Below are 23,883 nucleotides of genomic sequence, written 5' to 3'. Positions count from 1 at the left end.
CCTATCAGGGTGCGAGCGGGTTGAAGTCGGTAACCGGGACGACCTCGGTGAGGGCGAGCAGCTCGAATTCGAAGCCGTCGAGGGTCTCGCCGCCGAACACCCGCGGGGGCGGGGTGGTCAGGGTGGCGCGCTCGACGTAGAACCCGGCCGAGCCGGTCTCGTCGACAACGCGGAACAGAGCGGCGAACTCCTCGTCCACACCCGGCTCCCACTTGAAGATGCCCGAGCTCGTGCCGATCTCGGTGATGCTGCCGCCCTGCAGGGCCGTCAGCACGGTCGCCTTGGAGAAGTCGACGGCGCGGAACTTGATGCGCTCCTCGAGCGGGCCCTTGACGACCTTGTACGGAGCGGTGCGTCGGTTCCACACCGGCAGGGTCTTCAGGTCGCGGGTCGGGTTCACATCGAACCCGGCCTCGACACCACCGAACGCGTCCCAGGTCACGGCCGGGGACGTGCCGCTGGTGACGGTTGCGGCGAACGGGTCGGTGGGCAGTGCGGTGCCGGCGGGGGCGCGGAAGATGTCGCCGTCCAGCCAGACGTAGGCCTTGTTCGGATCCGCGTAAGTGCTCACGGGGTTACCTCCTGAGATCGGCTCACGGATCGTGAGCAGTAAGGGAGTCCCGCCCCGGGCGCGTCCGGCACAAGGACACCCGGGGCGGGACAGATGGGAGACGCCTGCGGCGTCAGGCGGACAGCGTCCGCATCTTCAGCTCCACACGGCAGGCCGCGCGGAATAGCGGGAAGTTGTTCCCGCGGGTGTTGTCGACCATCGTGATCGGGCCGTCGACCCACCGGCCGGACCAGGCACTGTCCCGGAACCGCACGGTGCGGGCCCGGCCCAGCAGTTCCCCGGCCAGGGCCGCGACGTTCCACGACACTTCCTCCGGGTCGGTGGTGCCGCCGAGGATCTCGATCTTCGGGGTCCACACGTCGACCTGCACCATCGGCCGGCGCAACATCGGGTCTGCGCCGACGTTGCCGGGCCCACGCAGCGTGATGCACGGTCCGGTGATCTCGTCCGGCAGCTCGCGGGTGGTGATGCGGTCCGCGGGAACCAGATCGAGGATCTTCGGCTGGTCGACCAGGAAGGCGCGGACCGCGCCAGGTGCGAACGGAATCGGCACTGCTTACCCCCCTCTCGGTTGCCAGCCGCTGTACCGGCCGTACTGGCGAGCCGCATCGGTGAGCGAGGCATGCGCCGGGGTGTCGACCGTGCCGTACTCCTTGAAGATCGCGTCCGGGTCGTTGTCGACCAGGAACACGCGGTCTCCTTGGACCTCGACGCCGATGCCGTCGCGGTATGCGCCGGTGTAGACCGGGGCGGCCGATCGGGCGTCGTTGGCGGCCTCGTGGGCGATGTCGGTGCGATCGTCTAGCGACAACGCGCGCGCTTCGCCCCGCGCCCGGGCGCCGTACACGATGATCCGGGCGGCCACCTCGTCAGCCCTTCGGTGTCGTGACCGTGGTCGACGACGAGGACGTGGACGAGGAGCTCGAGGACTTCTTCTTCGAGTCCTGCTCCCGCAGATGGTCCTGGTACGCCTTGGAGTCCTCGGCCGCCCAGTGCTGGTTGCCGTCCGCGTCGGTGTAGGTGACGACGTCCTGGGTCTTGGTGGTCTTGGCCATGACTGGCTCACTCCTTCATGTCGGAAACGCACCGCACGTTGGCGGCGATGTAGGCCAACCGGCGGGATCCGTGGGCCGGCCTGCGGGGGCGGGGTTTGCCCTCGACCTCGTAGATCAGGCCGTCCGGGCCGCGGAACTGGTCCCGACGGTCCGGGGTGGCGGGGATGCCGGGGTCGAGCAGCAGCACGTACGACGAGACGACGTGCCCGTCCAGGAACTCGGTGTTGCCGGCGTCGACCGACGCGGCCGACAGCTGCCGCTGTTGCAGCAGACCGGTCCACTCGATCTCCGTGCGCGGGCCCGGGAACCAGTTCCCGGTCGATGGGTCCTGGACCGGCTCGCCGTCGACCAACAGCACCCACTTCTCGGGCAGGGCTTGCATCACGCGATCCTGATCGTGAACGCGCCACCGGTGCTCTCGTCCGATTCCGGCGCGAGCTGCCCGAGCTCGGTATCGGTGAAGTACACGAGCTCGGCGTCCGAGTCCGCGTACGTGGTCTGGATCTCCGGGTATTGGGCTGACCGGACCCGCAATCCGACACGCAGGGCGTCGAATGCCCGGCATATCACTGTGACGAGGATGCCGCGGACCAGACCGGGACGGAGAGTCCCGTCGGTGAGACGCGCGTCGACGTCACCGACGACGGCCCGCATTTTCGGTGACCGCAGATTCTCGGATGCCAGCTCGATCAGTGATTCGACCTGCCCGATCTCGGGTCCGGCCAGGGTCTCCCCCAGCCGGACCTCGACGTCAGTTCTCTCGACCAGACTCTGCAGCGGTGCTGTCACTCTTGCTCCCTGCCGTCTTACGGGTGGTCGACTTCGGAGCGGGATCGTCGGCGCCGGCCGATTCGATCAGTCCGTCTGCGACGAGACGCTCGATGTCGTCCTTGGAGACGTCCGACGGCACGGGTGTCCCGCGGTAGAGGTACTTGACCTTGCCGTCGACGCCATTCACGCCCACGAGAGGGGCCGTCACGATGTGGCTCATGATTCTTCCTCTCAGATGCCGGTGATCTTGACCGCGGCGCCGGGTTCGCTGACGTACGGAACGAACACGCGGCGGGCACGGACCTTCCACTGGTCGTTGTCCTCGTCGCGGATGGACTTCGTCTCGATCGTCTCGCCGGTGTATCCGCCGCCGAGCTTCTCGTCGGCGATGCCACCGAGCGCGTTGGTGTCGATGACCCAGGCGCCGACCGCCGGCAGGTTCGGTGTCGGCAGGATCGTCAGACCAGCGATCATCGGGAACTCACCGGTGTAGACAGTGTTGGCGGAGTCCTCGCGCGCCCGGGCAGTCTGGATGGTCGGATCCGACGCCAGGTACGCCCAGGTGGTGTCGTCGACGACGAGCACGTTGGGGTCGTACCCCTTGTTCAGACCGATGATCTGGGCCTTGGCGAGCATGATGTCGCGCAGGATCTTCGTCGAGGCCGACCAGGCGCCGTCGGTGACGGCCTGGGTCTGGGTGACCTGGGAGGCGATCAGCGACAGGGCGATCGCGTCGCAGTTCTTCACCGCGGTGTTGACCAGGCGGGTGAGTGCCTTCTCGACCGCACCGAAGTTCGACCGCTTGATCTTCTCGTCGGTGATCGGCACGTCCTGGCCCCACTTGTTGACCTTCACGGCCTGCGGGACAGCGTCGGCCAAGCCGGTCTGCGGGTATTCGCCACCCGGGGAGATCATCTCGACCGGACGCTCGACGTAGAGCGGGTCGTCCTGCTCGAAAACGATGGCGCCGCCCTGCACGTCGGTACGTGCAGTGAGCAGCACATCCGAGATGAAGCGCTGGCGGGCGAGTTCGGTGGCACGCCGCGAGACCAGTGTCGGCGACGCCAGGAAACGGTTGACGGTCTCGAAGTCCCCGGAGTAGGTGGGCGGTGCCGGGGGGTAGGTGATGGCCATGTGGCCCCTCCTTCGTGGTCCGGAGCCTCACGACTCCAGGGATGGTGTGGACTCAGCGGAGAACGACGCGGACCTTGCCGCCCGACGCTGCCGAGACGGCGACGCCGACCACCTGCGAGTAGTCGGTGCCGGCGCCGATCGCTGCGACCGCGCCAGAGGCTGCCGGGATCACGTTGGCGCCGGCGGCGATCGCGCCGGATGCGGCGAGTTCGTGTTCTCCCACCGAGTGGATGGTGACCCTGTCACCGGAGGTGGCGTCGAACGCGGCGACGCCGAGCCACGCGGCGGTGGCACCGGAGGTCGGGGCGACGGTGCCGTTGCCCGATACGGCGACGAGCTGGCCGCCGGTGATGGTTGCGGATGCCTGCGAGACGAGGGCTGCCCCGGGCTTCCTGATGGGAACGTATTCGGCCATGTCAGGGCCTCACTTTCTGGTGGATCCGTAGATCTGCTCGTACAGGAGGTCTTCCTCCGACGGGGGCGGGCCGCCCTGCGGTCCGGCGTGAGGAAGCGGTGCGGGAACACGAGGTGCGTTCGGGTCGACGACCGGTGCCAGCGTGGGCTGGATGGTTGCCCAGTCGGCGGCAAGTTCGTCGACGGTGTTGCCGTGCAGCCGATCGACCCACGCTGCGGGCACTCCGTTCTGCAGGGCGAACCGCAGCCGAAGGTTCTCGGCCGCTGTGTTCTCCTTGTCGGTGGTGGCCGCCTGCAGGTTCTGCTGTGCGGCCGCCGCTGCCTGCTGGGCCTTCTCGAGGTCCGTCAGCTTCTCGGCGTTGATCTCGTCGAGTTGCCGCTGTAGGTCTGCGACTCTGCGGTCCGCTTCGGCTCGAGCGTCGCGCTCGGCTTGCAGCGCACGCAGGCCGGGTTCACCGAGCGGTGCGTCCGGCTTGGGGTCGGCTGTCGGCTGGGGCGGAGTGGGTGGCGTCGCGCTACCCGGATCAGCTCCGCCTTCGGGGGCTGCGCCAGTGCCTTCGGTACGTGCAGTCATGGTTGGGTTGTCCTCCATCGCGGGGGTAGCCCGGCCCGGCATCGCGCCGGTCGGGAGTCGTTGGGTGCGGCTACGCGAGGTAGCCGTACAGCTTGAGAAGCCGGAGCGCGTCGGCGCGGTCTTCGGCGATCTCGTAGATGGCCTCCGGCATCAGCCGAGGGGCGCGGGCCTGGAAGTAGCGTCGCCCGTTGCGAACGTCCGTCTGTCGGCGCGCGTACCCGGCCTGACTCATGGCCCGGTAGGCCTCGCCGCGCCGGGTCACGCCTTCCGTAGTGGTCGGTAGAGGCCGGCCGTATACGTCGGTGCGGGACAGCCTGCCTCGGGGGATCCAGCCGGCGGCGTTCAGTTCTTGCGTCGACATGCCTCGACGCGAGTTCACGACCTGGGTGATGTCGGCTCCGTCGCGGATCGCTTCGGCGCCCGCCTTGGTGAACTGCTTGTCCTGCTCCTCGGGGGTGAGGCTGTCGAAGTAGGCCTTCGGATCAGTAGTGACGTCATCGGCCCTGTCCTCCCGGGTCGGGATGTGTCGGCAGTCGCAACCCGGGTGTCGCTGGAAGGCCCGGTTGGATCGGTAGAACCGACCTGCCAGTACCGCGCAGCGCGAGCAGGACGGCGGGTTCAGCATCCGCGTGTATCCCACCCCGGGCCGGGTCGTGATTGCCAATCCGGTGGCGACCCGGGCAGCATCGGCAATCTGCGTCTGCATGCGTGTCACCAGCGCAGACAGACCAGCTTCCCAGGCTTGTGCGACACCGAGTCCGGCGCCGACTCGTCCCTTGGCGGTGATGACCGCGCCGTACATCAGCGAGTCCAGTCCACGCCCATCCGACGCGACCCCGACCAGCCCGGCGGTCTCGACCGAGGCTTCGGCCGCCACCGGTGTTCCGAGTTCGTCGAGCACATCGGTGACATAGGCGTCGGCCGATCCGACTGCTCGCTGCTGGGCGGCGACGAGCAGCTCGAGCATGGCGTCGATGTTCCGGTCGAACCATGCGTCGAAGTCCTGCGGAGGGCGGTTCCCCCACAGGTCCACAGCGATCGCCAGGGCTTCCATCGTGATCGACTGCTGATCGCGGTAGTACTCGACGGAGGCGTCAGGAATCATCGCCCGGCGCCGTCCGTGCGAACCGGGCTATCGCGCCGGCCGCCGACGCTTCATCGTCCATCTCGCGCATCTGCTTCCGTTGCGTAGCCGAGTAGCCGAGATCGATGCGGGTCTGCTCGAGCGGGACGATGCCCGACTCGTACTTCTTCACAGCCGCATCTGCCTTCTGCGCCACCGTCGGCGTCGACGGATCCCGCCAGACCGTTTCGATCTGGTAGTCCCGCGGTTCGAGCTTCGGGCTCTTGCGCAGGTACATCAGGTTGATGCGCTGCACCTCTTCCCAGGCCCCGCCGAGGAAGGTGTGCTTGCGCTCGACTCTCTTGACCAGCTGAGTCTCCGAGGATCGGATCGCATCAGCCGACGTCGGGTTGTCCCCGACGAAACCCATGTAGTGCGGCGGCAGGGCAGCGATCTGCGAAGTCAGCTGGGCGAGCAGCTTGATCGTGTTGTGGAAGACCGTCAGGTCCGCCTCGTCGAACTGGCCGACCTTGATGTTCGGGTTCTCGTTGGCCCACAGCCGCGACTTGACCTTCGACCACGTCGACAGCGGGTTGCCGTTCCGGTCAACGAAGTCGGACTGCTTCAGCCCGAACGCCCAACGACGCGGCATCGCGTGGAACTCCCCCGACACCATCATGTCGGTGGCCATCTTGTTGGCCGCGTCTGCGAGCGGAATGACATCTCGGAACTCGGTCATGCCGTCCGGCCGCAGGATCCGGGGCCGGTTCACCAGCGGCACCACGGGCACGATCCCGAAGTTGTGCTTATCCTGGAACTCCCCGGCCTTCCATTCGCCTTCCTTCTTCACGAACTCGGTCGTCTCGGTTGGCGTGAACACCAGGACGTGGTCGACGTCGTCCTCGTCCTTCCACTTCTTGATCGCGCTCGACACCTTGCGGGTCCCCGGGTCACGGCGTGCCCACACCTGGAACGGCGACTCGACCGTGTTCCGCGGCGGCTGATCCTTCTCCTGGTTGGCGCTGATCAAGACGTAGGACCGTGACAGTGCGATGGAATCGAGGTGGCCCTGTTGAGACTGCTCGTCCATGTCGTTGTACTGCCAACCAGCCCAGAGGACCTCGTCCTCGACATCGGAGTCCGCATAGCGGAAGCCTTCGATGTCCAGGCGGGACTCGTATGCGTCGGCGACGAGCCTGGCCCAGTTCAGAACCAGTTCGGCGACAGTGTCGCCGAGCTCCTCGCGCATCGCGTCAGACATGTACTTCAAGGGCTGCTCGCCCTCGAGGTAGTTGTCCCACTTCGTCAGGTTGCCGACATCGGCTGCCAGGCCCTTCTCGAGGACAGGGATGAGTTCGACAGCTCCGGGCATCTGCTACATCACCCCTTCACATCACGATCATTCGACTACTGACGGGATCCGCCCATCCGGCCTCGCGGGCGTCGGCGGCTGCTTCGTGGGCGAGGATCGACGCCATCGCAGCGTCGATCTTCTGGTGGTCGGCCGGCTTGCCGAGGATGTACTTCTGCCCAGGCTTGGCAACCTTGCGTGCGTTGGCGATGTGGACCGCGGTGATCGGGCAGCCGTCGTGACGGATCCGGCCGGTCGCCAGGTCAGTTTCGAAACGGCGGATCGCGTCGTACATCTGCCGGACGCGGTTTGTCGCCCACTCGAACACGTGCTCCTCCCCGTGCCGTAACGCCCAGTCTCCGATCTCGCTGTACCAGTCCTGCGGGTCGCAGTACTGACGCTCCACGCGCCACCGGTCGTGGATCTCGTCCACGGCCGCGTCGACCTCACCACGCGGGATCTGCCCGCCCCACTGCGATGGGTCCCAGATTGTCGGCCGCTGATCCGGCCCGTACCTGGGTGTGAACAGGAACCCGTCACGCGTCTCGCACCGGATCGCTGTGAAGTCGTTGTTCTCGGATCCGTCGAAACCGAACGAGATCTGGGTTCCGGGTTCAGGATTGGGCAGCCACAGCTGCGTCGTCATACCGTTCCTCCCAGAGCCCATCCCGCAGCCACGAACCCTGGCCGTAGACCAGCCGATTACCGAAGAACCGTTCGGCCTGTGCGGGGTCGCGCTCGTTGAGCTCCATGGCCTCGGCCTCGATCGAGTCGAGGTTCACCCACGGTGAGCCCGCGTAGACGTACTTGAGGATCTTCCTGCGGTCCCGCTTGTTGCCCCAGGACAGCCCCTTCGGAGGGATCCGATAGAACTTGAAGATGTCCGGGGCCTGCGACTCGTACGTGCGCTGCGCGGTCGAGTTCTCCGACGGATCCCATGCGTTCGTGGTCTCCATCGTCCGGCCACCCATGCCGGCGGCGCCGCGGCGCTGTGTCTCCGCGACACCGACCATCTTGTTGGCCACCGTGTACATGCCGGTCTCGTCGTGCAGCACCCAGGACACCGGGTTACCCAGTCGACCGCGCGCACTCGAGGTGACCGCGTCGATCCGGTCGAAGTCATCTCCGCCGACCTCACCGGCGATACGGATGAACCCCTCGCGCGGCGACATCAGATCCGACAGCGGACCGAGACGGATCATCGCGGTAAGCGGCCGGTACACGTTGCCGACCTGGTCCTCGTTGTTGGCGGTCAGCTGGATGACCGGCGAGGGATGACGCATCCCCATCGGCTCGCCTGGCAGGTACTCGTACTCCCAGCCGCATCCACAGCCCCAGTCGGAGCAGGCGTACCCGTCGCCCTTCTCGGCCCAGCCGAGGAACTGCGAGGGCCCGACCGCCTCGAGGCACGCCATCGACGCCGCCCACGGTCCCTTGCCGGTCTTCTGTGGCGCCACGACCTGGGCGCGGCGGTAGACGAATGCCTGGTTGAACAGCGGTTCCGGTTTTCCGTCCTCGCCTGTCCCCCACTCGACGCCCGGCCGGATCTCGTAGTACTTCGCGCCGCACCAGAACTGCCAGTCCGACCACACGAAGTCCGAGCCGCGGCGGTAGCCGTCCGGGACTCGGCAGTGCCGCCGGACCCACGCTTCTCCGATGTCCCCGAGCGTCGGGAAGTCGACGAGGAACCCGTCAGTTAGCTCCACCAGGCACCGCCCGCAGGCGCCGCTGCGGAGCGGCGGTCTGCTCGACGTCCTGGGCCTTGGGCTTCTCGGCCTTCGCCGCGGCGACCTCGTCGGTAGCGATCACCCAGCCGTTCTCCTTCAGCCCCGCGGGTGTCAGACCGATCTGATCAGCCAGGCGGTGCATCACGGCCGCGTCGGCGGCCGGCGCGTCCGGCGCCTCGGCGCGGACCTTCCACCGGACCCACATCGCGATGGTCTCCCACCGGTGCGGCTCGATCGCCCACTGCGCTGCCTGTGGGTAGGTCCAGGCCTTCCGCCACACCGCGCGTTCCCGGGTCGAGCCCTTCGGGAACGGCCAATCGGGTCCCTTGCCGGAATAGCCCTCGCTGGGCAGCGTCGTGAATTGCAGGCCGCGTCGGTCCGAGCGGCCGGACTTCGGATCGGCCTGGGGGCCGGACCGGTTTCGTGCACCTCCACGTGCCATGTCGATCACTCCTTCGGTGGCATCGCGCCACGTCGGACGTGCCGTCGGCATCGCGCCGGCGGCGGGGGCTTCCGGAATGTCTGAACCCTCCGCGCGGATTTCTCACCTCCCCCGCGGTCGGGGAGGGAGGGTCCTTTGGGGGTCACCCCCTGGGGTGGGGGTGGGTCTGCGGCCGGCGGTGGCTCGGTTGCAGGCGATGTGCTCGGGGCCGCGGTAGCGGGTGCGGTCGTGGTCGTCGTGTCCGAGGTCCCACCGTTGCTCGGGCAGGATGGGCCGGTTGCAGCGCCAGCATTGGACGGTGCCGGCTTCGACTGCGGGGCGCCATGCCTCGCGCCTGTTGCGGTGTGTCTGTCCGTATCCGCGGGCGGTGCTGCTGCCTCGTCGTTGCTCGTGCTCGCGCCGGTGCTCGGCGCACTGGGGCTCGCGTTGGATGCGGGCGCAGCCTGCGACGGAGCAGACACGCATGCGGGCTCGGGCCATGTCAGCCTTGGAGGTCTTCGATGGTGGCTGCGGGCCGGACGTCGATGATGAGGCGCTGGTCGTTGTGGGACCAGGTGTGGATGAGGCCGTGCCAGGTGTCGGGTTGTCCGGGTTCGCCGATGGTGACGAGGTAGCGGCGCAGCCCGGCGGCGGTGAGGCGGGAGGCGAATGCGGATGCGGCGGGGATGGAGACGTGCCGCCGGTCGCCGTGTGTGGTGACGGTGGTGTCGTCGAGGGTGAGCCATTCGCCGGTGCCGGATTGCCTGACCTGGACGAGTTCATTCACTGGCCTTGGCCTCCTCGGTCTTGGTGAGCAGTTGCTGCAGCAGTTGGGAGTGGGCGCGTGCCTTGCTCGGGGCCTGGGCGTAGAGGCCGGCAGGGTGGGAGGCGATCCACGATCCGTCGCGGCTTTGTGAGGTGACGATCTTCTCGGGGTCGTAGAAGTCCTCGGGGTCTGGTGTAGGCCAGGTGCCGTCGGGGTTGCGTTCGATGTGGAGTCCGAGGTCGCCGCTGGGTCCGTTGGGTGTGGGGACCCAGCGGACTTGTTCGTGTTCGGGGTGGTGGCGCCAGCCTCTGCGATGCAGGTATGCGGCGAGGCGGGTGGATTGGTGGATCTCGACGCGTGTGGGTTCGGCGACTTTGCGGTCGGCGATGGTGTGTTCGGGGAGGTGGACGACTGCGAGTTCGTCGGCGAGGACCTTGACTTCGGGGTCGAGTTTGGCGGCTTCGGTTTGGTTCTGCACGGCGCCGGTGAGGGTTTCGCGGAGCCAGTCGAGGTACTCGGGTTTGACCCACTGTCCCGGGGCGTCGGGGTTTTCGATGTAGCCGGGCGGGGGCGTCTTGCCGCTAGGGCGGAAGTTGATCTCCTTGAGGACTTCCTTGCCGTCTTCGCGCTCGGTCACGTGGGGGTTACCTCCGGTAGTGGGCGAGGATGAGGAGCCAGCGGATCCAGGGCTTCAGTGCCATCACGCCTCCTGCGGCCAGAGCATCTCCCGAGGCGGTACGCCCGGGATCAGCTTCTCGATCAGTGCCTCGGCGAGCGATCCGCCGACGTATGCGATGACTTCCTCGCGGGTGCCTTTGCCTCCGGTGGGGAGGCGCAGCGGGTTGCTGCCGAAGTAGGTCTGTGCGAGGAACACGGCGACGTGGATGGACTCGTGGACTACGAACTCGATGGGCAGCGACTCGGCCGAGAAGCGGAGGATGCCGAGGTATCCGTTGTGTCCGGCCTTGACGGCGTGGGTGAATCCGCCGCCGACGTCTGCGACGTTGCGGATGCTCTCGCCGCTGTGCTTGGCGTAGGACCGGCGCATCTCCTGGTCGGTGTCGTGGACAACGACGCGGACCCAGTAGGGCGGGATCTCACCGATGTCCGGGACTTCGATGCCGGCGGTACGGGCGGTGAAGCGGCGGGTCATCGGTCGGCGGCGACGATCTTCACGGCGTCGAGGAGTGCCTGTGCGGTGTCGATAGCGAGCCAGATGGCGTTGCGGAGCATGGCTTCTCCTCGGAACGTTGGGGTCGGGCAGCGAGGTGGTGCGCTCGGGTACGTCCGAGCGGTGCGCTTGTGTGCGCGGCCTGGCTTGAGCTGTGTTGTCCGAATGCGGCGTGCGGGTGCCGGTCGGCAGCCTTGACCCGACGGTCTCTGGGGTTGCCCCAGGAATGCCGAAGGCGTGAGAGTCGATGCCTTTGCATAACTCTCACGCCCGCGGGCGAAGCCTAGCATATGGGGGCGCCGCAGCTGGTCAGGCTGTGTGGCGTGTTCCGAGGAGTTCGAGTGCTTCGTCGAGTCGGTAGCGGCCGCTGTGTGATTCGAGTCGTCCTCGGCTGATCCAGGTGTCGATGGTGGATCGGGCTATGGGTTGGCGGGTGATGACGGTGAGGGCGGTGCGGAGTTCTCGTTTGTCGTAGAGCCGGTCGGCGAGTACGGCTGCGGTTGCTTCGCGGAGGGTGTGGATGTCGATGATGGTTCCGCAGCTTCCGCAGGTGGTGGTGTTGCGTCCGCGCCGGCAGTAGACGCCTGGGCAGGTGGTGTCTGGGTTGGTGGATTGGCAGGGGCCGATGAACTCGGGTGGTTCTTTGGTGTCGATGACCTGGGCGACTCGGTGTGTGACGTCGCGGATTTCGTCGAAAGCTTGCTCGGCGGTGTCGCACAGGGCGAGGTCGTTGATGTGGAGGGCGAGCCAGACGGTGGCTTGCTGCGAGCGCTGATGCCCGGGGTGTGGGAGTTGGCGTTGTGTGGTGGTTTCGTCGATCCAGGCGGTGAGGGTGCCGTGGAGGTCGTAGGCGATGTCGCTGGCGACGGGGTCGAAGGGGACCATGGTGTCGGTGGTTCGGCCGCCGTCGCGGTATTGGTCGCCGTATTGGGTTTGTCGGGTGATGACGTTGTCGAGTTCGGGGATCATCCAGGTGAGGTCGCGGAGGGTGCCAGTGAGCAGCTGGCGGGTGTGCGGGTCGAGGTAGAACGTCTCGCTCACTGGTCCTCCTGTGGTCGGTGCCCGGTGATGAGTGCGACGAGGTCGGCGACGGTTCCGGTGACCCACTGCTCGAGGGGGTTGGTGGTGCCGTGGCGCTTGTGGACGACGAGGCCGCAGAGTGCGTCGTCGTTGCCGGCCTCGATGGCTGCCTCGCGGGTCCAGCCGGGCAGGTCGATCCTCTGGCCCTTGCCGGGGGATTTGAGCTCGAGGACGAGGCGCTGGCCCCTGATTCGGACGCCTGCGATGTCGCCGCGGTCTTTGGCGCCGTTGCGGGCGCGGCGTTCGATGCGGTCGTCGTCGAGGTGGTGTGCGAGGGCTTGGGCGATGAGGGTTTCGAACGCGGTGCCGGCCTTGCGGGCAGATGCGCGAGTGCGGGCCATCAGGCTGCGCCTTTCGGTTTGGTGAGCGTGGAGCGGATGGCGGCGAGGTGCCGGGCGGCGCGTTCGGCTCGGTCCGGGTCGTGGTCGCAGAGGGCGCCGTTTGCGTAGCCGTCGTCGTCGCAGATGCCGCATTCGGTGATGGCCTGGGCGCGGAGCTCGGCGCGTTCCCTCGCTTCGGTGGAGAGCCTGAGGGCGGCTTCGCGTTGCTGCTGGGCCATCCAGGCGGCGTGCGATCGGCGTGCCTCGCCGCAGGCGTGGCAGTTCGCCGTCGTGCCGCCTGGATGCGATGGGCAGAAGGGGAATGGTTCGGTGGTGCGCGCCCTGTCTCCTTCCGTACTTACGTAACCACTATTTGAAGATGGAGAGGGAGTAGGAGAGGGAGTAGGAGAGGGAGAAGGAGTAGAGGGGGGTTGACTCGGGGGGTCAATCGGGGGGCGCGATTCATACTGAATTGGGGGATGAATCGAGGGTTGGACAGAGGGATCAATCGGGGGTCGAGCGTCACCCTGATTCGGGGCATGAACCGCACCATCACCGAGGGGATAGGTGGCGGGATCGATCGGGGTCTGCTCGAGCAGCCGGCGGACCGCGTCACTCCCCCAGCCCTTCAACTCCGACTCGTCCCCGTGGAGTCGGATCAGCTCGTGCACGATGACGCCGCGCAGCACATTGGACGCCACCGCCGAATGCGCCTTGGCCATGGACACACCCATGTGCCGCTGCTTCATCAGCCCGTCGTTGCGGATGAAGGATCGGACGAGAACTTCTTCGGTGTCCTCGTCGACAACGATGTAGAGACGCTGCACCAGCTCGGCGACGGAAGCCCAGAAACGGTCCGGGTTCCAGTCGCGGGCGAGCGGGAGCAGCCTGCGTGGTCGCCAATCCGCGACACCGCAGTAGCTGAGACTCGGTGAGGTGATGAGCATCAGGTACACGTGCTGCGCGCCTGGGGTGAGTTGGCGGAAGTCCTCGTCGGACCAGATCGACGTGAAGATGCGGCCGTGATCCCGCGCCATCAGGCTGGCCTCCTCTCTGTGGGTTCGAGTGCGCCGGGAGTGTTCCACATCGGTTCATGTTGCGGCGCAGCTGGATTCGACGTGCATGTATATGCAACCCGAGCGCGGTAACCGGTATTGCAGGGGTGACGCAGAGCGGTGTGATCGCCGCGGTCATGGATGGTCACAGCAGTCCCTTGCAGTCGCGGCACCAGTAGGCGCCGGCGGCGGCCGGGGCGTCGCAGACCTTGCACGAACGTGGTGGTGGTCGGTGCGGGTGTTCGGCGGACTTGATGGCGGCCGCTGGCTCCACTCGGCTGGTGACGGATTCGCTCATCGGCGTTCGCCTCGCAGGATCGCGAGCTCGTCGTCGCGGAGGCCGGCCATGAGTTTCTGGCTGCCACGTTCGGCGAGGTGCGCGATGTCGTGGCGGATCTGGTCGGGCAGGATCTCGCGGTTGTCGAGTGCCCAGCGGCCGATGCGGATGGCAGCGTTGGCATCGGTGACCCTCACTGGTCACCGTCCAGGGCGTCGCGGAACTCCTGAGCGAGCGCGTGCAGGACGACAGAGTGTGACGTACCGCCACTGAGGTCCGTTGCGTTCGCCCAGCGGTCAGCGAGCTCGCGGACTCGACCGACACTGGCTTCCGCTTCGTCCCTCTGGCAGCGCAACGTCTGGATGATGCGCTCGTTCTCGTCCGCCTCGTTGAGCAGCGCCATTCCGTGCTTGAGAACCCAGATGTAGACGGCGCGGGCCGACCCGTCCGTGAACAGCTTCCGCGCTTCGGCACGTGCCTTCGTGATGTCGATCGGCTCAGGCATCGGTGTCCTCCGGGAGGCATGTGAGGGAGGTGTGGACGGCTTCGGCCCATTCGCAGGTGTGGCGCCAGGTCTCGGCGAGGTCGAGGCCCTGGCCGAGGAGGCGCAGGCAGCGGGTGAGATCGGCCTTCACGCGGGCGTTCTCCTTGAGGGCGTCGTCGAATGCGCGCTTGAGCGTGGCGTTCTCGTCGGCGTGCGCGAGTGCCTGCCGTTCCTTCACTTCGAGGAGGTCGCGGGTCTTGTCGCGTTGGGTTTCGGCGGCGATGAGCTGCTCGGCGAGATCGGCGTTGCGGTGTTCGAGGCGGTCGTTCTCGCGTTGCAGGTCGTCGATGCGGTGCACTTCGGCGGCGATGGTGGTTTCGAGCTGCTCGATGCGGCCCGGCTGATCTGGGAGTGGAAACGCGGCGCTCATGCTCGGGCCTCGATTCGGCGTTCGATGTCTTCGATGCAGTCCGTGACCCACACGAGCAGCAGCCACGAGGCGGTGGCCCACCCGGCCGCCGACAGTGCGGCGGCCGAGCAGACGGTGAGGGCGGTCCTCATTCGGCACCGCCGGCGGATGGGTCCTCGGGCTGCTCGAGGAACTGGATGAGCGCGGCGGACTGGTCGGCGGTGATGTCCGCGGCGGACCGGATGTGGTTTCCGAACTGGGCCTGCAGGTACTCGAGCTTCGCGGCCTTCGTCTTCACCCCGGAGGCGTCGAGGAGTTCGGCGATGCGCTGCTGCTGCTCACGCGACGCCTTCTGCTCCCGTGGTTCTTCGGCGACCGGTTCGGGCGCCGGCGCCGGGGCGAGTGCAGCCTTCAGCCCGGCCACACCGCGCTTCGGTGGTCGAACCTGCTCGACAGTTCCATTGATCGGCTGGGCCGAGTTCTCGACTTCGCTGACCATGCCCATCAGTGCGCCCGGGGCGATGATTCGCGCGAGCTCGGTCTGGCACTTCGAGCGCAGCATCTCCTGAGGGTTCGAGGCGTACTTCGCGTTGCTGGTGTAGCCGGCCTTCTTGGCGCGCTCGATGGTCCAGGTGACCGACTCGACCTTGTCGTCACCCGGCCGGGTGCCGCACCAGGTGACGGACTCGTCGCTCGCCGACTCCTCCCAGACGGTGCAGCCGATGTTCTCGGCTACTGCGATCATGGCGCGGGCGTACATGCCGACCTTGCCCCTGATGACGAAGAACGCTTCGAGGGCGCCGTCGGGGGTGAAGCCGAGCTGTACGCCGCGGAGGATTGCGGCTGCCGCGTCGAGCGGTTTCCCGCGGTAGATCTCCGGGCAAGCACCCGTCTGGGTGATGAACTCTCCGTACTGCATCGCCATGGTCTGCATCTCGGCGTGCTCACGGAGCTTCGCCATGCCGTCGCTCTGCAGTCGGTCGAGCGCGGGCTTCATTGCCGGCAAGACTTCGGCGTCTGCCAGATGGGCGAGTTCGTTGCTGGTCATGCAGGTACTCCTTCGAGGAAGTCGGTCTTGGTGTTGGCGTAGAGCGAGATGCTGTCGCCGCGGCCGTTGCGGCGGTCGGCGATCTTGTGGCCGCGGCAGGTGGCGTACTGGGCGCGGCCCATGGCGTCGAGGACACGGATCTTCGCGGCACGGACTTCGGCGTCGATCAACTTCTGATCAGCCACAGCCCGCAGATACGCGGCGGCCAGGTCCTCGTCGAGCTCAACCTCGGCGTCCCGATCGATGTCCGGGTGTAGCCGTCGCAGGCACTCGTACGTGGCGATGCTGTTGTCCAACTCCGGCGGGGTGCCGGCCTGCAGCGACGCCACCCATGCCCGGACGCGGTCGAGGATCTCGTCGGCGAGCTCGCGGTCCCATTCGATCGGGTAGATGCGCGGCATCCCGTACGTGGGCCACAGGACGATGTCGGCTTCGTGGATGCCGGAGACGAGCATCTGCCACGTGACCTGGGCGGTGTAGTCGGCCGGTGCTTCACCGGAGCCGTCGTCGCCCCACTCCTCCTGCGAGCGGGCGGTCTTGACCTCGACGATGCGTCGGGCCCGGCCACGCGAGGCGCGCCGGTCGATGGTGGCCGCGTTCGGGAAGCCGAGATCGTCCACGGTGAACTGCACCTCGCCGGTGGAGATCCGCCACCCGGGGGTGCGGTACTTCCAGTACTCGGCGGCGGCGATCTCCGCGGCGTGCCCATAGTCGAACAGGTCCTGCTTCTGCTCCCCCACTGGTGCGGGTTCGACGAGGCCGGCCATCTCGTGCCACAGCGCGTACTGCGACTGGTAGCGGGAGATCCCGAGGATGGCAGGGACCTTCGATGCAGTCACGGTACGGACCCATTCGGCCGAGCCGGGCGCGAGCTTCGGCATCTTCACAGCTCGACTCCCATCTCGCGGTCGACCTGGGCTTCGTGGAGTCGGTCGGCGTAGGCGCCGTCGTCGAACTCGAGGAACACGGGCCGGTCGGGGTCGTCCCATTCGGGGTGGCTCACAGGACCTCCTCGGCGGGCCCGGCGACAGCGGCGTCCTCACGGTGTGCACGCGGGTCGTAGTGGTCGGCAGGCAAGCACGCTGCCGCACAGGGGGCCTGACGGATCGCGTTGCAGGTGTTGCACTGCCACAGGTTTCGCGGCGGGGCGATGTAGCGCTGGGTCATGGGAGTACCTCCACGGGGAGTTCGAGGTCGGCGATGGCGCACCAGGTGCCGGTGCCGGCGTGGATGAGGTGGCCGTTGACGGTGACGGCGAAGATGCGGCCGGATTCTTCGCGGATGCGGGTTCCGGTGCGCAGCCGCCAGATCAGACGGTCGTCGTGGATCGTGATCGGTGTGTGGGTGGGGCGGTCCCATGCGTCGGCCGGGTCGGCGCCCGGATCGTTCCAGCCGCTCATGCCGCGGCCTCCTTCTGCGTGTGGCGGTGGCAGGTGCGGCACATGCCGGAGGTGAAGTGCCCGACGGTTCCCGGGAACTCCTTTTCGGAGGTCTTCGTGGGGCGCAGCCTGCGGCCGCAGGTGCCCTGGCACACGTCGGGCATGCGGAAGGTGGTGGGCTTCGTGGTCCGCCCGTCCGGGTACTTGTGGTAGCAGCCGGAGCAGTAGCCACGGCCGGTGTGGGACTTGGTGCCCGGCCAGTCCTTCGCCGAGGCCTTGTTGGGGCGCATGGCTCCACCGCATCCGCGGCATACCCTGGGCCGGTCCTGTTTGGTGGGGGCGACGTGGCGGGCGCAGGTCTTGCACATGTGCCGGTTGTCGGAGAGAACGGATCCGGGGTGGGCAGCGGGGTCGTCGTGACGACCACGGAGAGGCCGGCCACAAGGCCCGGCGCAGGTGCGTGTCTGGGCCTGGGCGGATGGCTCGATCAGTCCGAGCATTTCGAGGAGTTCGCGGGCTTCGTCGGCGTTGCGCGCATTGGACGCGACGGTGCGGCGGGCCGGGTCGACCACCCAGTCAGGCAGGGTGGTGTCGCCGAACTGGGCGCCGGGCACGGTTTCTCCGGCTCCGATGTTGATGCTCATGGCTGCACCGCCTTGCGGTACTTGGCGATTCCCCAGGCGATGGCGTGGCAGGCGATCAGGTAGTGGTGATCCCAGTCCGACACGTCCCATTCGTAGGTTTCGGTGAAGTGGTAACCGTCGTAGTTCCAGCGGTTGACGGCCTCATGGAACAGTGAGCTGTCGTAGGTGTGGATCTCGTCGATGACCTGGTTGCGCAGGTCGAGCCATGCGTCGGCGGTCGGGCCGTCGACGTAGTGCCGCTGTGCGAGGAAGTCCTGCACTACGGCCGATACGGCTTTCGATTCGGAGAACGTGTGGGTTCCCCGCCGGGCGGCGTGGTTCGTGATCTTCTCCGCCCAGTAGTGCGGGTTGATCCGGGCGTCGTCGTAGGCGAAGAACTCGAACATGTCGTGTTCGCGGGCGAACGTGAATGACTCGAGGTCGCCGTCGATGCACAGGTGGCCCGGCCACGTGGTGAGCGTCCACGACCATATTCCGGTGCCGGGCTTCGCGAACCGGATGTGCCTGTACACGCCGTCGTCGTGCAGGGCAGTCATCTCGTGGTCACGGGTCGCTGCGGCGAACTGGCGGGCGGCGTACTGCTCGGCGGGTTCCGCGTGGCTCAGATGCCGACGGGTGATGCGGCGAAGCATGGCGCGACGTTCCGCAGTCATGGTCGGCTTCGTGTGGGTGGCGCGGCGTTTGCCGGGACGGGCAGTCAGTTCGGGAACGAAGTCGATGCTCATGCCGCACCTGCCAGGTGCTCGAAGCACGCCTTGAGGTGGTGCGCGTCGGCGAGGGCGTCGTGTTCACCGTCCGGCTGTACCGGTAGCTCAGGCTTGCCCAGTCGATGCCATTCCTGCTGGAGGTCGCGGGTGAACATCGGCAGGCCCTTGGGCAGTCTGATCATCGTGCCCCACAGTTGCGCGAGCGCGACGTGGTCATACGCGCCGTAGTCGGCCCACAGTTCCGGGTCGGGCTCGACCAGGAGGAACTCACGTACCTCGTTGGCTATGACCCACCTCGGTTTCACGAGAACCGATGAGGTATCCAGGGTCCCGGCCTCGGAGGTTCGGACCGCGTGCTGACCGTCGCCGATGTACTGCAGCGAGGACTTGTAGCCGCGTAGTGGGAGGTGCGGCCACACGTTGTTGAGCAGCCAGTGATCCCGCCGGATTAACTCGGCTGGCATATCCGAGTTGACGGCGTAGTACTCGCGGCCGTCCTCGGCGACGATGCCGATCGAGATCAGCTCGATGGTGCGGCCGTCCTCGAGGAACTCGGTGTCGTAGAAGTACCTCATGCGGACACCACCGCGGCGTACATGATGAACGCGAGCATCCCCACCAGGCCGACCATCGCGAGGATGGACCACCACACGCTCGCCATCTCGTCCGGGCGGGTGGCGATGATCGGCAGGTGGTCGAGCTCCACAGAGTCGGCCAGGGCGTCGGCCTCGTCGGCCGGGGTGAGGGTGTCGTCGAACAGCAGCGAGCAGGGCACGGTACGGCGAACTTGCTCGTAGATCGGAAGAGTCATTCGAATGTCCTTGTGTCAGAAGTGGGTGGCGGTGGCGGCGCGGTCATCCCCACACGCGCCGCCACCGCGGTCATGGGATCCACGCGAAGAAGAGGGCCAGGGCGGCGACGATCGGGGCCCACAGCAACAGCGCGGGCGGCAGCGCGAACACGATCCCGCGGAACGGTCCCGTCACGACGCACCACCGACGGTCGAGGCCCGGACGAGGCCGCTGTCGATGACGGCCACAGCACCGAGCTCCACGACGTCGCGGATGATGTCGTCGACGTCCGAGCCGGCCTCGAGGAACTCACGCAGAGCTTCCGGCGTGTCCTCGTCACCGTCGAGCCACCCCAGGTACTCGGCCTCGTCGATCGCCACCTCGGCCGTGTGCTCCACCGAACGGACAACGGTCACATTGACCTTGCGGGCGCTCACGACGCCACCTCGATCCGCAACTCGTCCAGATCGACGCCGGTGATCTGGTCGCCCAGACCGTCGTTGTACACGCGCCCCTCAATGCGGACCAGCGCGTAGCGGATGCCGCCCGTGGCAGTGCGGTAGTCGAGGACCTCGGCGATCTCCTCCGACAGGCCGGTCACCAGGCGGGCGGTCACGATGCCGCCTCCATGTGTGCGGCGATGTAGTCCTCAAGCCACTGGCGGGTGACTTTGCGGCCGCGGCCGATTCGGATGCACGGGAGTTCGTCGTGCTTCCACATTTCGCGGATGGTGGTTTCGGACACCCCGAGCAGCTCGGCCGCCTCACCGGCGTTCAGCAGCAACTTCGGACCGATCGGGGCGCTCACGCCGCACCGCCGTAGTACTTCTCCCAGACGCGGTCAAACAGAACCCGATCCGATTCGGTGTACGCGTTCACCGGCCGAATCTGCCCCGACTTCGTTTCGAGCGGGTACTGCTTTGGGTCCTCGCCATGCTCGAGCTGGTACATGGCCTTGAGTCGCTTCCCGAACACCGACGACATCGATTTGATCTCGTTGCGCGACAGCCCCTTCTCCTCGAGGTAGGACTGCGCGTATAGCGGAGTGGTCGCCGGGTCCAGCTGCGGCGCCTCCCCCATCGCCCGGGCGAGGACCAGGCGGGCCTTGCATTCCAGGTGCGCAGGATCGATCAGCCCCTGGGCCATGCGCATCAGTTCCATTTGCGCCTTCGCTGTGCTGATCGCGTCGGTCAGCTTCGCCTCGACAACTTCGGCCTGCCGGGTGCGAATCGCGAAGTAGGCCTGCGCGGCGGCGATGGCCGGCTTCCGCGGATCCCCGTTCATCACGACTAGGTAGGCGCCGAAGCGGGAGAGTTCGAAGTCCTCCTGCCGGATCGAACCGCCCTGCGGGCGCTCGACCAGCTTGCTGGCGTCGGCAACGTGGCTGGTCACGAACTCGCCACTGTTCACGAGTGCAGCCTTCGCGCGGTCGATCGCGGCGGCGAAGTTGCGCCAGCTCTCGTACTCGACGACCTGTGCGAGGTCGCGGGCGGACCAGAACTCGGTTCCGTCGGCGCGCGTCTGCCGGATGGAGTCGAACGGGGACTCCTCCGATGGGGACGTGCCCGGTAGAGTTAGGTCTGACATTGAGATGCCTTTCGTGTCGCGGCCGTCAGCTGTTGCCCTCAGCTGGCGGCCGTTTTCATGCACTGAGTCGTGCCCTCTTTCGAGCGGTGGAACGCCGCGCATTACTGGATAGTTCGGGCACAAAAAAGATGTCCATGGGGACGTCCAGGGCCTCGCAGATAAGTTCTGCGGTGCGCGGGTTGTTGACCGACTGAGTTCGCCCGCCGACGAGGTTGTCGATCGTGCCTGGTGCGCACTCGGCGTACTTGGCGAGTCGTCGATTCGAGAAGCCCTTGCGGTCCATTCGATCGATCAGGGCGTCTCTGGCCACCAGTTGCATCCTCATGCCACTCGGCCACCTCCTTCGGTTGCTGCGATGCCTGCGGCTGTCTGTTCGAACGGTCATCATCCTCACTCCCCGTTAGGCGTTCTGTCAAGCATTACGCGTCAGAGTATTACCCAACGTTAGGCAGTTAGGCAAGGGGTTCTCAGTGCGCATCCGCGCTGGCCTGGGCTGCGCCGCAAAAAATCCCGCGCGAGTTCTTAGGTGGAATAGTTCGGGACCTGCGTCGATGTTCGAATGCTTCGGTTGGGCACTGCCTAAGATTGCGGAGTGGACGAGATGCCAAGTGACAAGCGACGGTGTTCCCGTGAGCGATGAACAGACGCTGGCCGGCCTGATCGCCGACCGGAAGGGCACCAGGTCCTACGAGAAGGTCTCGCAAGACTGCGGAGGGATCCCGACCTCTAAGCGACTGCACCAGCTCGCGACGCAGAAGCCGAAGAACTTCCCCGACCCGGACACCATCCGGGGATTGGCGCAAGGACTCGGCGTAACGATCACCGACATCGTCATGGCATCAGCACGTTCCCTTGGCCTCCCCGTCTACACAGGGAACGACCCGAGCGCACTGGCCATCGGCGGGGCCGGCGACCTTCCGGACTCGACCAAGGAGGTCTTGTCCACTGTGGCGCGCGAGTTCATCAAGCTCACATCCCAGCGAACGGATGGAGCGAACCATGAATCAGACACCGAAGAAGTCCCGGAACCGGGGACGCAAGAGGGCGGCACGAAGCACCGCCGCAAGGCTGGCGCGGATCGCGTCCGGCCAGGAGCCCCCATGATTGAGGAAGACCATATTCGGGACATCCGGCGCACAGCGCTCCTCGGGCACTATCAGTGGGTCCGGGACAAGGCGGCCGGCCAGCGCGACCTTAAGCTCCTGCTGGTCCAGGCAGAGGAGGTGCTGACTGGGCCCTACGGTGGCGGACTCGACGAAACCGCGGACATCGACCCCGAGATCGACGATGGGGCCTACTCGCAGTACTTGGCTTGGAGAAGTGTCCTCTCCGCATCTCGCGAGCCGCGGCCGACTTGCCCTCTGGACACTGAAGGCAAGCGGTTGGCAGACCGGCGATGGCGACGGGAGTTTTCCGAGTTGGTGCTCTGGGACCGAGTTCGGACAGTGGCTGCGAGCGAGGAGATCAGAGACTTGGCGGTCCAGGTTGCATCGGCGCAGTTAGCGACTGATCCCGCATCTGGATCCGGAGGATTCTTGAACGCAGCGACCGCCCAGGTTCGGGAACTCCATCCTGACAGTGGCCGGATGCCGCCACCGGACGAGCTCAGCCCCGACGAGATCCTTGCTGCGCGGAAGAACGACGACAAGAGTGGGACGTATCCCGACGACGAGGGTGAGGCGTAGGTGGGGAACGATGAGTTCCCTTCCATGAAGGCGACGAAGCTCTTGCAGATCCTCAGGAAGCGACTTGGATATCAGTCTGTCGCCAAGAGCGGCCCAGGTAGCCACACTTGGCTCGAGGCAGAGGGAAGACCGCGAATACGCTGGGCGTTCCACAACAAGGTGACTCTTGCGCCTGGGCTGGTGCGGAAGGTTCTTGTCCAGGAAGCTGGGCTTACTATCGAGGAAGCGAGGGAGGTGCTCGGCAATGGCTGATTTGCATGTCGTATATACCGGATATGGTGACGAGTTCGGCTGGGCGATCTCCTCACCGCAGATCCCCGAGTTGATCGGGGGGCGAAACACCCTCCAGGAACTCGTGGATGATACTTCGGAAATCCTGCAGTTTGCCGGCGTCAACGACGGAGACTTTGACCAGGTCTGGGTCCATGAGCAGCACGTCTACCTCGACCCATCGGGGGATGAATACCTGATTCGCTTCGCCCACGAGGATGACAACGAGGTCGATAACGAGGCGCGCCGGATGTGCGCCAGTCTCACCCTCTCTTGCGTGGAGGCGGGGTTCGACGAAGACAAGAAGGCGCGACAGCCACGGCTAGTGACGACCGAGCGCCTGATGATCGCCGCTCTGGGGCATGACACGATCGGGTGGTGCCTCGACCAGCTCGACGCTGGCACCAGCGCGGTAGTCGTTCAGCAGATCGCGGACGATGCAACCCATGCGGTCGCGATCGGCGAGACGGTTCCCGACGAGGTGACGTGGGAGCTTGAGGACCTCGGGTTAACGCGCAAGGACACGGTCACGTCAATGTTTGATGCGGTCTACGCCTGGGAGGCACGGGGTCTGGCTGGCGCTCGACAGCACACTGTGATCGTCCCTGTGTAACGACGCGGTGTAGTAGAAATCCGACCGTTACGTTCGAAAGCATGTTCTAATGCGGACATGCGGCAGTCGACAGCGCGCGCACCAAAGCGCTGGCATCCGTGGCAACACCTCGGACGCCACCATCCGCGCGTGCCCGTCAACTGCGACTACAAGCTCGGCGACCGCACCAAAGGCCTGATGACCGCCCACGGTATCTACCTGGATTGCCGCCTCAATCAGACCGGCCGGCGCTGCACCCTCACCCACGAGATCATTCACCTCGAACGAGGGCCCGTACCCCACCATCCGTACTTTGCTGCAATCGAAGAGCACATCGTCGAAGTGCTGTCCGCTCGTAGGCTGATCACACTCCCCCATCTCCTCGACGCGCTCGCCTGGACGCAGCATCCGTTCGAGCTCGCTGAAGAACTATGGACCGACGTCGACACTGTCACCACCCGCGTGCAGCACCTCACCCGTGAGGAGCGCGCGCACATTAACCGCGAGCTGGCCCGCCGCCAGCCCTGGAACAACTAGG

At 66.4% G+C, this 23,883-nt stretch carries 42 protein-coding genes; 3 read left to right on the top strand and 39 right to left on the bottom strand.

Annotation, left to right across the window (positions count from 1 at the left end; translation table 11 throughout):
- Positions 1 to 4: 4 nt before the first annotated feature.
- The 39 genes from AIIKEEIJ_RS08685 to AIIKEEIJ_RS08500 all read right to left on the bottom strand — a co-directional run bounded on the left by AIIKEEIJ_RS08685 (position 5) and on the right by AIIKEEIJ_RS08500 (position 21,123).
- The gene (locus AIIKEEIJ_RS08685) at positions 5 to 571 is read right to left on the bottom strand and encodes a phage tail tube protein (RefSeq protein WP_161995452.1); all 567 of its coding nucleotides are present in this window, start codon (positions 569 to 571) and stop codon (positions 5 to 7) included.
- A gap of 112 nt (positions 572 to 683) precedes the next feature.
- Positions 684 to 1,124: a hypothetical protein gene (locus AIIKEEIJ_RS08680; RefSeq protein WP_161995451.1), complete on the bottom strand. Its 441-nt coding sequence runs from the start codon at positions 1,122 to 1,124 to the stop codon at positions 684 to 686.
- 3 nt (positions 1,125 to 1,127) lie between these two features.
- Entirely contained in the window at positions 1,128 to 1,436 is a 309-nt protein-coding gene (locus AIIKEEIJ_RS08675; protein WP_054372424.1) for a hypothetical protein, read from the bottom strand.
- Between the two features lie 4 nt (positions 1,437 to 1,440).
- Positions 1,441 to 1,626 (bottom strand): hypothetical protein, encoded by a 186-nt coding sequence (locus AIIKEEIJ_RS08670; RefSeq protein WP_161995450.1) that lies wholly within the window; start codon positions 1,624 to 1,626, stop codon positions 1,441 to 1,443.
- A gap of 7 nt (positions 1,627 to 1,633) precedes the next feature.
- Entirely contained in the window at positions 1,634 to 2,008 is a 375-nt protein-coding gene (locus AIIKEEIJ_RS08665) for a hypothetical protein (protein ID WP_161995449.1), read from the bottom strand.
- Positions 2,008 to 2,415 (bottom strand): hypothetical protein, encoded by a 408-nt coding sequence (locus AIIKEEIJ_RS08660; protein ID WP_161995448.1) that lies wholly within the window; start codon positions 2,413 to 2,415, stop codon positions 2,008 to 2,010. Before AIIKEEIJ_RS08660 ends, AIIKEEIJ_RS08665 begins: the two co-directional genes overlap by 1 nt.
- On the bottom strand, positions 2,378 to 2,617 hold the full coding sequence (locus tag AIIKEEIJ_RS08655) for a hypothetical protein (protein ID WP_161995447.1): 240 nt from the start codon (positions 2,615 to 2,617) through the stop codon (positions 2,378 to 2,380). The genes AIIKEEIJ_RS08660 and AIIKEEIJ_RS08655 overlap by 38 nt, the downstream gene beginning before the upstream one ends.
- Before the next feature lie 11 nt (positions 2,618 to 2,628).
- Positions 2,629 to 3,531 carry a phage major capsid protein gene (locus AIIKEEIJ_RS08650; RefSeq protein WP_161995446.1) on the bottom strand — a complete coding sequence of 301 codons (903 nt, stop codon included), beginning with the start codon at positions 3,529 to 3,531 and terminating at the stop codon, positions 2,629 to 2,631.
- Positions 3,532 to 3,583: 52 nt separating this feature from the next.
- On the bottom strand, positions 3,584 to 3,946 hold the full coding sequence (locus AIIKEEIJ_RS08645; protein ID WP_161995445.1) for a capsid cement protein: 363 nt from the start codon (positions 3,944 to 3,946) through the stop codon (positions 3,584 to 3,586).
- Positions 3,947 to 3,955: 9 nt separating this feature from the next.
- On the bottom strand, positions 3,956 to 4,519 hold the full coding sequence (locus AIIKEEIJ_RS08640; protein ID WP_161995444.1) for a hypothetical protein: 564 nt from the start codon (positions 4,517 to 4,519) through the stop codon (positions 3,956 to 3,958).
- 70 nt (positions 4,520 to 4,589) lie between these two features.
- On the bottom strand, positions 4,590 to 5,486 hold the full coding sequence (locus AIIKEEIJ_RS08635; protein ID WP_238406263.1) for a VG15 protein: 897 nt from the start codon (positions 5,484 to 5,486) through the stop codon (positions 4,590 to 4,592).
- Between the two features lie 127 nt (positions 5,487 to 5,613).
- Positions 5,614 to 6,954, bottom strand: coding sequence for a phage portal protein (locus tag AIIKEEIJ_RS08630; RefSeq protein ID WP_161995442.1), 1,341 nt, complete (start codon positions 6,952 to 6,954; stop codon positions 5,614 to 5,616).
- 16 nt (positions 6,955 to 6,970) lie between these two features.
- Positions 6,971 to 7,579: a terminase TerL endonuclease subunit gene (locus tag AIIKEEIJ_RS08625; protein WP_161995441.1), complete on the bottom strand. Its 609-nt coding sequence runs from the start codon at positions 7,577 to 7,579 to the stop codon at positions 6,971 to 6,973.
- A complete protein-coding gene (locus tag AIIKEEIJ_RS08620; RefSeq protein ID WP_338020924.1) occupies positions 7,548 to 8,639 on the bottom strand; it encodes a terminase in 1,092 nt (363 codons plus the stop codon). The genes AIIKEEIJ_RS08625 and AIIKEEIJ_RS08620 overlap by 32 nt, the downstream gene beginning before the upstream one ends.
- Positions 8,626 to 9,102: a hypothetical protein gene (locus AIIKEEIJ_RS08615; protein WP_161995440.1), complete on the bottom strand. Its 477-nt coding sequence runs from the start codon at positions 9,100 to 9,102 to the stop codon at positions 8,626 to 8,628. The genes AIIKEEIJ_RS08620 and AIIKEEIJ_RS08615 overlap by 14 nt, the downstream gene beginning before the upstream one ends.
- 481 nt (positions 9,103 to 9,583) lie before the next feature.
- Positions 9,584 to 9,868, bottom strand: coding sequence for a hypothetical protein (locus AIIKEEIJ_RS08610; RefSeq protein ID WP_161995439.1), 285 nt, complete (start codon positions 9,866 to 9,868; stop codon positions 9,584 to 9,586).
- Positions 9,861 to 10,484 carry a hypothetical protein gene (locus tag AIIKEEIJ_RS08605; protein ID WP_161995438.1) on the bottom strand — a complete coding sequence of 208 codons (624 nt, stop codon included), beginning with the start codon at positions 10,482 to 10,484 and terminating at the stop codon, positions 9,861 to 9,863. The genes AIIKEEIJ_RS08610 and AIIKEEIJ_RS08605 overlap by 8 nt, the downstream gene beginning before the upstream one ends.
- 63 nt (positions 10,485 to 10,547) lie before the next feature.
- Positions 10,548 to 11,000, bottom strand: a complete 453-nt coding sequence (locus AIIKEEIJ_RS08600; RefSeq protein WP_161995437.1) for a hypothetical protein — start codon at positions 10,998 to 11,000, stop codon at positions 10,548 to 10,550.
- A 327-nt stretch (positions 11,001 to 11,327) separates the two neighbouring features.
- Positions 11,328 to 12,059, bottom strand: a complete 732-nt coding sequence (locus tag AIIKEEIJ_RS08595) for a hypothetical protein (protein ID WP_161995436.1) — start codon at positions 12,057 to 12,059, stop codon at positions 11,328 to 11,330.
- The gene (locus AIIKEEIJ_RS08590; RefSeq protein ID WP_161995435.1) at positions 12,056 to 12,439 is read right to left on the bottom strand and encodes a hypothetical protein; all 384 of its coding nucleotides are present in this window, start codon (positions 12,437 to 12,439) and stop codon (positions 12,056 to 12,058) included. Before AIIKEEIJ_RS08590 ends, AIIKEEIJ_RS08595 begins: the two co-directional genes overlap by 4 nt.
- A complete protein-coding gene (locus AIIKEEIJ_RS08585) occupies positions 12,439 to 13,455 on the bottom strand; it encodes a hypothetical protein (protein WP_161995434.1) in 1,017 nt (338 codons plus the stop codon). The genes AIIKEEIJ_RS08590 and AIIKEEIJ_RS08585 overlap by 1 nt, the downstream gene beginning before the upstream one ends.
- A gap of 163 nt (positions 13,456 to 13,618) precedes the next feature.
- Positions 13,619 to 13,771, bottom strand: a complete 153-nt coding sequence (locus AIIKEEIJ_RS08580) for a hypothetical protein (RefSeq protein WP_161995433.1) — start codon at positions 13,769 to 13,771, stop codon at positions 13,619 to 13,621.
- Complete coding sequence (locus tag AIIKEEIJ_RS08575) at positions 13,768 to 13,947, bottom strand: hypothetical protein (protein WP_161995432.1); 180 nt, start codon at positions 13,945 to 13,947, stop codon at positions 13,768 to 13,770. The genes AIIKEEIJ_RS08580 and AIIKEEIJ_RS08575 overlap by 4 nt, the downstream gene beginning before the upstream one ends.
- Positions 13,944 to 14,255: a hypothetical protein gene (locus AIIKEEIJ_RS08570; protein ID WP_161995431.1), complete on the bottom strand. Its 312-nt coding sequence runs from the start codon at positions 14,253 to 14,255 to the stop codon at positions 13,944 to 13,946. The genes AIIKEEIJ_RS08575 and AIIKEEIJ_RS08570 overlap by 4 nt, the downstream gene beginning before the upstream one ends.
- On the bottom strand, positions 14,248 to 14,664 hold the full coding sequence (locus AIIKEEIJ_RS08565) for a hypothetical protein (protein WP_161995430.1): 417 nt from the start codon (positions 14,662 to 14,664) through the stop codon (positions 14,248 to 14,250). The genes AIIKEEIJ_RS08570 and AIIKEEIJ_RS08565 overlap by 8 nt, the downstream gene beginning before the upstream one ends.
- Positions 14,661 to 14,795 carry a hypothetical protein gene (locus tag AIIKEEIJ_RS33620; RefSeq protein ID WP_268965364.1) on the bottom strand — a complete coding sequence of 45 codons (135 nt, stop codon included), beginning with the start codon at positions 14,793 to 14,795 and terminating at the stop codon, positions 14,661 to 14,663. Before AIIKEEIJ_RS33620 ends, AIIKEEIJ_RS08565 begins: the two co-directional genes overlap by 4 nt.
- Positions 14,792 to 15,691, bottom strand: coding sequence for a hypothetical protein (locus AIIKEEIJ_RS08560; RefSeq protein ID WP_161995429.1), 900 nt, complete (start codon positions 15,689 to 15,691; stop codon positions 14,792 to 14,794). The genes AIIKEEIJ_RS33620 and AIIKEEIJ_RS08560 overlap by 4 nt, the downstream gene beginning before the upstream one ends.
- Positions 15,688 to 16,530, bottom strand: coding sequence for a YqaJ viral recombinase family protein (locus AIIKEEIJ_RS08555; protein WP_338020923.1), 843 nt, complete (start codon positions 16,528 to 16,530; stop codon positions 15,688 to 15,690). Before AIIKEEIJ_RS08555 ends, AIIKEEIJ_RS08560 begins: the two co-directional genes overlap by 4 nt.
- Positions 16,531 to 16,690: 160 nt before the next feature.
- The gene (locus AIIKEEIJ_RS08550) at positions 16,691 to 16,858 is read right to left on the bottom strand and encodes a hypothetical protein (RefSeq protein WP_161995428.1); all 168 of its coding nucleotides are present in this window, start codon (positions 16,856 to 16,858) and stop codon (positions 16,691 to 16,693) included.
- Positions 16,855 to 17,091, bottom strand: coding sequence for a hypothetical protein (locus AIIKEEIJ_RS08545; RefSeq protein ID WP_059175265.1), 237 nt, complete (start codon positions 17,089 to 17,091; stop codon positions 16,855 to 16,857). Before AIIKEEIJ_RS08545 ends, AIIKEEIJ_RS08550 begins: the two co-directional genes overlap by 4 nt.
- Positions 17,088 to 17,714 carry a hypothetical protein gene (locus AIIKEEIJ_RS08540; RefSeq protein WP_161995427.1) on the bottom strand — a complete coding sequence of 209 codons (627 nt, stop codon included), beginning with the start codon at positions 17,712 to 17,714 and terminating at the stop codon, positions 17,088 to 17,090. The genes AIIKEEIJ_RS08545 and AIIKEEIJ_RS08540 overlap by 4 nt, the downstream gene beginning before the upstream one ends.
- The gene (locus AIIKEEIJ_RS08535; RefSeq protein ID WP_161995426.1) at positions 17,711 to 18,439 is read right to left on the bottom strand and encodes a hypothetical protein; all 729 of its coding nucleotides are present in this window, start codon (positions 18,437 to 18,439) and stop codon (positions 17,711 to 17,713) included. The genes AIIKEEIJ_RS08540 and AIIKEEIJ_RS08535 overlap by 4 nt, the downstream gene beginning before the upstream one ends.
- Entirely contained in the window at positions 18,436 to 18,996 is a 561-nt protein-coding gene (locus AIIKEEIJ_RS08530; RefSeq protein ID WP_161995425.1) for a 3'-5' exoribonuclease domain-containing protein, read from the bottom strand. Before AIIKEEIJ_RS08530 ends, AIIKEEIJ_RS08535 begins: the two co-directional genes overlap by 4 nt.
- Complete coding sequence (locus tag AIIKEEIJ_RS08525; RefSeq protein WP_161995424.1) at positions 18,993 to 19,232, bottom strand: hypothetical protein; 240 nt, start codon at positions 19,230 to 19,232, stop codon at positions 18,993 to 18,995. The genes AIIKEEIJ_RS08530 and AIIKEEIJ_RS08525 overlap by 4 nt, the downstream gene beginning before the upstream one ends.
- 171 nt (positions 19,233 to 19,403) lie before the next feature.
- The gene (locus AIIKEEIJ_RS08520) at positions 19,404 to 19,649 is read right to left on the bottom strand and encodes a hypothetical protein (RefSeq protein WP_161995423.1); all 246 of its coding nucleotides are present in this window, start codon (positions 19,647 to 19,649) and stop codon (positions 19,404 to 19,406) included.
- On the bottom strand, positions 19,646 to 19,828 hold the full coding sequence (locus tag AIIKEEIJ_RS08515) for a hypothetical protein (RefSeq protein ID WP_161995422.1): 183 nt from the start codon (positions 19,826 to 19,828) through the stop codon (positions 19,646 to 19,648). The genes AIIKEEIJ_RS08520 and AIIKEEIJ_RS08515 overlap by 4 nt, the downstream gene beginning before the upstream one ends.
- Positions 19,825 to 20,019: a helix-turn-helix domain-containing protein gene (locus tag AIIKEEIJ_RS08510; RefSeq protein WP_338020922.1), complete on the bottom strand. Its 195-nt coding sequence runs from the start codon at positions 20,017 to 20,019 to the stop codon at positions 19,825 to 19,827. Before AIIKEEIJ_RS08510 ends, AIIKEEIJ_RS08515 begins: the two co-directional genes overlap by 4 nt.
- Positions 20,016 to 20,861 (bottom strand): BRO family protein, encoded by an 846-nt coding sequence (locus AIIKEEIJ_RS08505; protein WP_161995421.1) that lies wholly within the window; start codon positions 20,859 to 20,861, stop codon positions 20,016 to 20,018. Before AIIKEEIJ_RS08505 ends, AIIKEEIJ_RS08510 begins: the two co-directional genes overlap by 4 nt.
- A complete protein-coding gene (locus AIIKEEIJ_RS08500) occupies positions 20,854 to 21,123 on the bottom strand; it encodes a helix-turn-helix domain-containing protein (protein WP_161995420.1) in 270 nt (89 codons plus the stop codon). Before AIIKEEIJ_RS08500 ends, AIIKEEIJ_RS08505 begins: the two co-directional genes overlap by 8 nt.
- A 304-nt stretch (positions 21,124 to 21,427) precedes the next feature.
- Here AIIKEEIJ_RS08500 and AIIKEEIJ_RS08495 point away from each other — a divergent pair, with 304 nt between their 5' ends.
- The 3 genes from AIIKEEIJ_RS08495 to AIIKEEIJ_RS08480 all read left to right on the top strand — a co-directional run bounded on the left by AIIKEEIJ_RS08495 (position 21,428) and on the right by AIIKEEIJ_RS08480 (position 23,882).
- Positions 21,428 to 22,483: a hypothetical protein gene (locus AIIKEEIJ_RS08495; RefSeq protein ID WP_161995419.1), complete on the top strand. Its 1,056-nt coding sequence runs from the start codon at positions 21,428 to 21,430 to the stop codon at positions 22,481 to 22,483.
- A gap of 244 nt (positions 22,484 to 22,727) precedes the next feature.
- A complete protein-coding gene (locus AIIKEEIJ_RS08485; protein WP_161995417.1) occupies positions 22,728 to 23,366 on the top strand; it encodes a hypothetical protein in 639 nt (212 codons plus the stop codon).
- Positions 23,367 to 23,495: 129 nt separating this feature from the next.
- Entirely contained in the window at positions 23,496 to 23,882 is a 387-nt protein-coding gene (locus AIIKEEIJ_RS08480) for a hypothetical protein (RefSeq protein WP_338020921.1), read from the top strand.
- The last annotated feature ends 1 nt before the right edge of the window (position 23,883 follow it).

The sequence above is a fragment of the Rhodococcus sp. YH1 genome, assembly GCF_009939605.1.
Lineage (GTDB): Bacteria > Actinomycetota > Actinomycetes > Mycobacteriales > Mycobacteriaceae > Rhodococcus > Rhodococcus aetherivorans.
The sequence above is the reverse complement of the archived record's forward strand: the minus strand, read 5'-3'. Positions and strand labels throughout refer to the sequence as shown.

Bases quoted from the DNA above. Each gene is read 5' to 3' on its own strand.
- AIIKEEIJ_RS08640 (WP_161995444.1), bottom strand. From the start codon at position 4,519: ATGACTGCACGTACCGAAGGCACTGGCGCAGCCCCCGAAGGCGGAGCT.
- AIIKEEIJ_RS08670 (WP_161995450.1), bottom strand. From the start codon at position 1,626: ATGGCCAAGACCACCAAGACCCAGGACGTCGTCACCTACACCGACGCG.
- AIIKEEIJ_RS08565 (WP_161995430.1), bottom strand. From the start codon at position 14,664: ATGAGCGCCGCGTTTCCACTCCCAGATCAGCCGGGCCGCATCGAGCAG.
- AIIKEEIJ_RS08570 (WP_161995431.1), bottom strand. From the start codon at position 14,255: ATGCCTGAGCCGATCGACATCACGAAGGCACGTGCCGAAGCGCGGAAG.
- AIIKEEIJ_RS08600 (WP_161995437.1), bottom strand. From the start codon at position 11,000: ATGACCCGCCGCTTCACCGCCCGTACCGCCGGCATCGAAGTCCCGGAC.
- AIIKEEIJ_RS08535 (WP_161995426.1), bottom strand. From the start codon at position 18,439: ATGAGCATCGACTTCGTTCCCGAACTGACTGCCCGTCCCGGCAAACGC.
- AIIKEEIJ_RS08635 (WP_238406263.1), bottom strand. From the start codon at position 5,486: ATGCTCGAGCTGCTCGTCGCCGCCCAGCAGCGAGCAGTCGGATCGGCC.
- AIIKEEIJ_RS08665 (WP_161995449.1), bottom strand. From the start codon at position 2,008: ATGCAAGCCCTGCCCGAGAAGTGGGTGCTGTTGGTCGACGGCGAGCCG.
- AIIKEEIJ_RS33620 (WP_268965364.1), bottom strand. From the start codon at position 14,795: ATGAGGACCGCCCTCACCGTCTGCTCGGCCGCCGCACTGTCGGCGGCC.
- AIIKEEIJ_RS08485 (WP_161995417.1), top strand. From the start codon at position 22,728: ATGGCTGATTTGCATGTCGTATATACCGGATATGGTGACGAGTTCGGC.
- AIIKEEIJ_RS08580 (WP_161995433.1), bottom strand. From the start codon at position 13,771: ATGAGCGAATCCGTCACCAGCCGAGTGGAGCCAGCGGCCGCCATCAAG.
- AIIKEEIJ_RS08540 (WP_161995427.1), bottom strand. From the start codon at position 17,714: ATGAGCATCAACATCGGAGCCGGAGAAACCGTGCCCGGCGCCCAGTTC.
- AIIKEEIJ_RS08560 (WP_161995429.1), bottom strand. From the start codon at position 15,691: ATGACCAGCAACGAACTCGCCCATCTGGCAGACGCCGAAGTCTTGCCG.
- AIIKEEIJ_RS08500 (WP_161995420.1), bottom strand. From the start codon at position 21,123: ATGAGGATGCAACTGGTGGCCAGAGACGCCCTGATCGATCGAATGGAC.
- AIIKEEIJ_RS08590 (WP_161995435.1), bottom strand. From the start codon at position 12,439: ATGGCCCGCACTCGCGCATCTGCCCGCAAGGCCGGCACCGCGTTCGAA.
- AIIKEEIJ_RS08655 (WP_161995447.1), bottom strand. From the start codon at position 2,617: ATGAGCCACATCGTGACGGCCCCTCTCGTGGGCGTGAATGGCGTCGAC.
- AIIKEEIJ_RS08545 (WP_059175265.1), bottom strand. From the start codon at position 17,091: ATGAGCGGCTGGAACGATCCGGGCGCCGACCCGGCCGACGCATGGGAC.
- AIIKEEIJ_RS08625 (WP_161995441.1), bottom strand. From the start codon at position 7,579: ATGACGACGCAGCTGTGGCTGCCCAATCCTGAACCCGGAACCCAGATC.
- AIIKEEIJ_RS08525 (WP_161995424.1), bottom strand. From the start codon at position 19,232: ATGACTCTTCCGATCTACGAGCAAGTTCGCCGTACCGTGCCCTGCTCG.
- AIIKEEIJ_RS08585 (WP_161995434.1), bottom strand. From the start codon at position 13,455: ATGGCGCGGGATCACGGCCGCATCTTCACGTCGATCTGGTCCGACGAG.
- AIIKEEIJ_RS08615 (WP_161995440.1), bottom strand. From the start codon at position 9,102: ATGGCACGTGGAGGTGCACGAAACCGGTCCGGCCCCCAGGCCGATCCG.
- AIIKEEIJ_RS08530 (WP_161995425.1), bottom strand. From the start codon at position 18,996: ATGAGGTACTTCTACGACACCGAGTTCCTCGAGGACGGCCGCACCATC.
- AIIKEEIJ_RS08650 (WP_161995446.1), bottom strand. From the start codon at position 3,531: ATGGCCATCACCTACCCCCCGGCACCGCCCACCTACTCCGGGGACTTC.
- AIIKEEIJ_RS08550 (WP_161995428.1), bottom strand. From the start codon at position 16,858: ATGACCCAGCGCTACATCGCCCCGCCGCGAAACCTGTGGCAGTGCAAC.
- AIIKEEIJ_RS08645 (WP_161995445.1), bottom strand. From the start codon at position 3,946: ATGGCCGAATACGTTCCCATCAGGAAGCCCGGGGCAGCCCTCGTCTCG.
- AIIKEEIJ_RS08630 (WP_161995442.1), bottom strand. From the start codon at position 6,954: ATGCCCGGAGCTGTCGAACTCATCCCTGTCCTCGAGAAGGGCCTGGCA.